Origin of the sequence: Microcoleus sp. S36b_A4 (genome assembly GCF_036700645.1) — a bacterium.
GTDB lineage: Bacteria > Cyanobacteriota > Cyanobacteriia > Cyanobacteriales > Microcoleaceae > Microcoleus.
Genome location: NZ_JAUBPI010000170.1, coordinates 1 through 5,685 on the forward strand (window position 1 = coordinate 1; position 5,685 = coordinate 5,685).

The following is a 5,685-nucleotide window of genomic DNA, read 5'->3' on the forward strand; positions in this document are numbered from 1 at the left end:
CAGTAAAACCGGAGTCAAAATCCTCCAAAGGTTTACCCTACATACTCCGACGCCTTTTGTCAATGGGGGAACTTCAGATTAAAGTCAAGTTGCTGCATCTGGATTGAATTAATAGTCAAGTTGCTGCATCTGAATTGAATTAATAGTCAAGTTGTTGCATCTGAATTGAATTACAGCAAGCGTATCTTTTCGTTTGTTCACTCAACTCAAAACCTGGACGCACCTTTGGGGTACAGCCGAGATACCTGCAAAATAGGACATGACGTAAAGTTTTGTAAATATAAGACAAAATGACTTGAAGTAGCAAAGCCTGAAATGTTTAGCAGTAAAAGATTTCCGCTTTTTGGGTCTGTACGAGGGCAGAGTAGTAATACTACTCTGCTCTAGCTGACTGAGTGTTGGCAGCTTCTGTAGGCGGAAAGGACATTGAAAAGCGGCATTGTTACAAAACTTTACGTCGTGTCCTCGGAAAGCCCGTATCTCGGCTATACCCCTATCTAGTCCAAACTGTCGGGGAGATAATTTTAGCTGATAGATCATCTAAATAGAAATCGTAAACAGGTTCTCCTGATAATTCACAGCAAAGAGGTTCAATAATTTTAGTGAACGGATTCCAAACTATTGTTACAGTCCGTTTCGTTTTCTTTCTTTGCAACTCACATTGAATATGTACTGTAGGTAGATGGATAATCATTGCACTGTGCAACCAAGCTTCTACACTCATTGCATAACGCTCTTGGATATCTAACAATTTTCGCTCTAGCTCTCTATTAGTAGCTTCAATTCGAGCTAATTCTTTGTCTAATTCATCACCAATCAAATTTTTTAACTCAATCTTGTGGCGAATCCCAGAGCTAATCGTGTTGTAATAATCCTTGAGTCTTTCTTCATCCCTAGCTCTTGCTCTTGTTAATTTAGCCTGCCAATTATCTAAAGATTTTCCAATCAATATTCCACTTTGATGTTCGATTAACTTCAACAACTCATCAAAAGGAATAGAAAATGGTGTTTCTTGATTATCCACATCCATTCTGTCAGACTCCCAAAATAAAGCATCCCCAATTTGTACTGGTGTTACTCCTGTTATTTCATTGATAATAAACGAAACTAGACCAATCCTTTTTTCTTCGGCATTCGCTGTGTAAGCCACATTACATAAAATGTAGCGAGTGGTTGATGGTTTAGCATCTACAAAACGAATTAACCCATTTTGAGGTTTGAATCTCTCTGGTATGCTTTTGTCAAATCCCGTAGCTTTTAGATAGCCATCAAATTTTACACCCAAGGCACTAATCTGCCCTTTGACAGCTAATAGTTCAGATAATTTATTTAATACTTCTGAATGATAAGTAACAAAAACACTTTGAGGTACATCAGTGATAGTTGTAAAAGTTACTTCTTCTGGTAGAGAAAGTAACGAGGCTATGTTTTCATTTAACAGCGCATTTAAAACGTGTTCCCCAGCCGGTTCAGCTATTCCGTCATGGAGAGCTACAATTTTTTCTAAAGTAGTAATTATTGGGTCTGATAACATATTTAATCAAATCAATTTTTCAAGCTTCAAAATCTTCGCCAAAAATCTGTTCATCCAGTTCTTGAATTTGCTCATATTGTTTTTGGGCTTTCAACAAATTATCTGCCAATTGCTCAAAGGCTTGATCTAATTCGGGTTTAACTTGATGCTTAAGCCAGATATCCATGACAACTTCACTAAAGTCAAATTCATCATCCACATTGCCTAAAATTGTTTCAATTTCTCCGACTACCAGTTCAAACATATTAATTTTGTCGTGCAGTATCCGCAGAATATAGTCTTCGATACTGCCTTTGAGACAGAAGTTAAAAATAAAAACATCCTGGGTTTGTCCGATGCGGTGGATACGACCAATGCGCTGTTCAATTTTCATTGGGTTCCAGGGCAGGTCATAATTAACGATCGCATTAGCAAACTGGATGTTACGTCCTTCTCCCCCTGTTTCCGATGCTAAGAGTACAGAAACATTATCCCGAAATGCGGCTATAGCCTCATCTTTCTGTTTAAGGGACATTCCGCCAGTAAATTCTGCAAAGGGGATATTTTCCGCTTGCAGCGTTTTAGCTAAATAGGTGCTAGTTGCTTTATGGGTTGTGAAAACTAAGGTTTTCTGGCGAGATTTGGAGAGCATCTCTACTAAGGTTTTTGCTTTCTCGACCTGCTTGACTTGGGATGCTCGTGCAGCTAAAGACTTCAGTTCTTCATCGGGTAGGCGGATAGTCAGTTGCTTGAGGGAGTCAGCTAAAGCATTAGGGGATGAACCCGCTCGCATTAGCAAATTAGTACGGGAGAGTCTGTCTAGTTTGTCCTCTGAAGAACGTAGATACTTGCTCAAGTCTTGGTAAAGTTTCTCCTCTCCGGCTGCCGGGGTAACGGTAATTGTGGTGGCGAAGCGTTTGGGCAGTTTGACATCTACTAGGGCGCGGGTATTTCGTACCATAACTTCCCGCATCAGAGTGCGTAACTTTTCGGGATTTTTAGGGACTCGTCCATTCTTGGAATTGACGTATTCTTTTTTAAAAGCGGCTTCTGTTTGTAGCAGTCCCGGTTTGAGGAGGGTTAGCAGATTAAACAGTTCCACAAGGGAGTTCTGCACTGGCGTAGCAGTAAGCATGAGGATAAACCGCTTATTGAGGGCGTTGACCAGTTTCCAGTTGAGGGTACTGCGATTTTTTAGATGGTGTGCCTCATCGACAACAACCAAATCCCAAGTACGACTGGTGACGTGAAGATAATGTTTAGCAGACTTAGCCGTGTTTAATGAAGCGATAATTCGCGGATTATTTGTCCAAAATTCGTCTATCGGTTGTTGTGGGTCACGGTTATCTGTGGTGATAGTAGCGATATTAAATTTGTCACTTAACTCTGATTGCCACTGGGAAACTAGGGATGCCGGAGTTAACACTAGGATGGACTTTACCATCCCCCTAGCTAAGTATTCGGCGATGATTAGTCCCGCTTCAATGGTTTTACCCAATCCGACTTCATCCGCTAGTAATGCCCGTCCACCCATTTGTCTGAGGACTTTTCGGGCTGTTTCAATCTGATACCAGTATTTGTCGATAGCAGTTAATGTGGGTAGGCAAATGAGTTGGTCATAGTCTGCCATTACCGAGAGGTTAAACAGGTCTAAACGCGCTTCGTAGAAGTTAAGCGGGTCGTATTTACCAGCTTTCAGGGCTTCTAAGGCAGTGGAAGGATTGAATTGAAATGTATAGTTTTTTTCCATATTTATAGTTTTTCCTTACTTGGTCTGCTAAACAGACCTGTCCGCTAGCCTAAAAGCTTTGCTAGGTAATAAGTGTAGTCATTATCCTTAGCGTTTGAGGCTAAGAATACGGGCGACCCACGGCTAGAACCCTTTATTGTACAGCAAGCGTTATGATGCTTGGTAGTGATACGGAAGTAGTGGTGAGACATAATCCTTGTCTCATAAGCAATACGGAGGACAGTTTTAGATCTAGTCGAGTCTCCGAAACCCTTACTGGCTATATGCTGGACTATTTTTTCAAGGTTTAAGTAAGCGCGCACTCGTTTCAGAAAATGCGTAAAAAATGGCAGGGCTTCCTCGCCCTCGGCGGTGCTGGGCCGTTAAAAAACTGTCCGAAGTATTGGTATATGAATTTAAAGCGCTGAAAATCCTTATTCGCCAGCCTCAACGATTTACAAAATGAAAAATTCTCTATCTCAAACCCTAATTTTGGATACTGTCAGCCTGATAGTAGTTTTCGGTTCTCTGTGGCTAGCTGTGATCGACCCCAGTACACGATCAGCATTTGGCAACCTAAAGACCAGAGCTCACCCGCAACCGGAAGCGCAGGGAGCTTGCGACCAAAGACTGTAGGTTGTCGGTGTGCAGCGACTTGTTAGCCCGTTGTTGACGGCTCTTAGCGTGATAGACAGCGAATGTAGCGAGTGAAGCCGTTACGCCCCTCAACATCAATTGTATTGTTGTTAACTACATGATAACTTCGGTCGCCGACTATGGGACTATTGGGCCGATAAGTACCTGGCACAAAGCACCCACCAGGGCCACAAAACGAAATTGAGTAGAGACCTTCCCATGCGGGAGCAATTGCTAACCCAAAGTCATGGGAGCAATCGCCATTTTTCCAGAAACCAGCAAGTGGATGTGATCGCGAAGGAACAGCCAGTTTCTCCGCGATGTGATCTAGGTCATGGCGAGAAGTGAGGCGGGTTTGTGTGATAAGTGATATCGGGGCTAGCGGTTTGATGTCGCTGATTTGATTCTTGTCGAGGTCGAGCGCAGTCAGGTTAGTCAAGGATGCTAGCGGTTTGATGTCGCTGATTTGATTGTTGTAGAGGGAGAGCACAATCAGGTTAGTTAAGGCTGCTAACGGTTTGATGTCGCTGATTTGATTGTTGTAGAGGGAGAGCAGAGTCAGGTTAGTCAAAGATGCTAGCGGTTTGATGTCGCTGATTTGATTATTTTCGAGGTAGAGATCGGTCAGGTGAGTCAAAGATGCTAGCGGTTTGATGTCCTTGATTTGATTGCCATCGAGGTAGAGCCAACGTAAGTTAGTCAAGGATGCTAGCGGTTTGATGTCGCTGATTTGATTCTTGTCGAGGTTGAGATCGGTCAGGTGAGTCAAAGATACTAGCGGTTTGATGTCGCTGATGGGATTGCCATCGAGGGAGAGCCGAGTCAGGTTAGTCAAGGATGCTAGCGGTTTGATGTCCCTGATCTGATTGCTGTCGAGGGAGAGGAAAGTTAGGTTAGTCAAGGATGCTAGCGGTTTGATGTCGCTGATTTGATTTTTGTCGATGGAGAGCTCGGTCAGTTTAGTCAAGGATGCTAGCGGTTTGATGTCGTTGATTTGATTTTTGTCGATGGAGAGCTCGGTCAGTTTAGTCAAGGATGCTAGCGGTTTGATGTCGCTGATTTGATTGTTGTAGAGGTTGAGTTCCGTGAGACTCGAAAGTTGTCGATCGGCCGCCTCGCACTCAGTAGTTCCCGCTTTCTCCAACAATACCTCAACAGTATGTTTAGTTTCAGGACTCAAAGAAGCCTTTTGGCGACACCAATCATCAAATGTCCGTCCACTATCGTCCCGTTGTTTCTGCACGACCCATGAGGAAGGTGCATTTCTACTATTTTCCGACTGACTCGATACCACCAACATGAAAACAAGGACTGATGAAATCATACGGAATAACCTCTGTGGATTTTTATAAATTTTCCCGCCTAAAGCTTCTAACCTTTGAATCACATCAGGAAACGGTAATTTTCTGAACTCTCAAGTTTTAAGAGCTAGGTTCTTGTTACCAATTACAGATAGACTCTGGCTTGAGAGGACAAGTCTTGGGTGCGCTCGAATTTCTGCTGAGGTAAAGAGCGGTCAGTTTAGTCAAGGATGCTAGCGGTTTAATGTCCTTGATTTGATTGTTGTTGAGGTTGAGATCGGTCAGGTTAGTTAAAGATGCTAGCGGTTTGATGTCGCTGATTTGATTGTTTTGGAGATCGAGTACAGTCAGGTTAGTCAAGAGACATCTCCCAAAAAGCCTTTTAACGGGAGCCAGGATGTCTACCCCACAAGAATTATGGGAGAAGCCTAACCCTCTTTTGTCACTCTACGCAGAGGAAAAGTGTAAATAAGGGATATTGAGGTTTTGAAAAATTGAAGGAGTTA

5 protein-coding genes are annotated in these 5,685 nt (G+C 42.8%); 1 reads left to right on the forward strand and 4 read right to left on the reverse strand.

All coding sequences use genetic code 11. From position 1 onward, the window contains the following. Positions 1–493 precede the first annotated feature (493 nt). Entirely contained in the window at positions 494–1,534 is a 1,041-nt protein-coding gene (locus tag QUA03_RS28095; RefSeq protein ID WP_333216905.1) for a hypothetical protein, read from the reverse strand. 19 nt (positions 1,535–1,553) lie between these two features. Next, the gene (locus QUA03_RS28100) at positions 1,554–3,263 is read right to left on the reverse strand and encodes a DEAD/DEAH box helicase (RefSeq protein ID WP_015179890.1); all 1,710 of its coding nucleotides are present in this window, start codon (positions 3,261–3,263) and stop codon (positions 1,554–1,556) included. Positions 3,264–3,704: 441 nt separating this feature from the next. On the opposite strand from QUA03_RS28100, the gene QUA03_RS28105 reads away from it, so the two are divergent. After that, positions 3,705–3,878 carry a hypothetical protein gene (locus tag QUA03_RS28105; RefSeq protein WP_333216908.1) on the forward strand — a complete coding sequence of 58 codons (174 nt, stop codon included), beginning with the start codon at positions 3,705–3,707 and terminating at the stop codon, positions 3,876–3,878. A 43-nt stretch (positions 3,879–3,921) separates the two neighbouring features. Here the strand turns inward: QUA03_RS28105 and QUA03_RS28110 are convergent, their stop codons facing one another. Continuing rightward, a complete protein-coding gene (locus tag QUA03_RS28110) occupies positions 3,922–5,202 on the reverse strand; it encodes a leucine-rich repeat domain-containing protein (protein WP_333216910.1) in 1,281 nt (426 codons plus the stop codon). Between the two features lie 115 nt (positions 5,203–5,317). Further along, positions 5,318–5,539, reverse strand: coding sequence for a leucine-rich repeat domain-containing protein (locus QUA03_RS28115; RefSeq protein WP_333216912.1), 222 nt, complete (start codon positions 5,537–5,539; stop codon positions 5,318–5,320). Between the last annotated feature and the right edge of the window lie 146 nt (positions 5,540–5,685).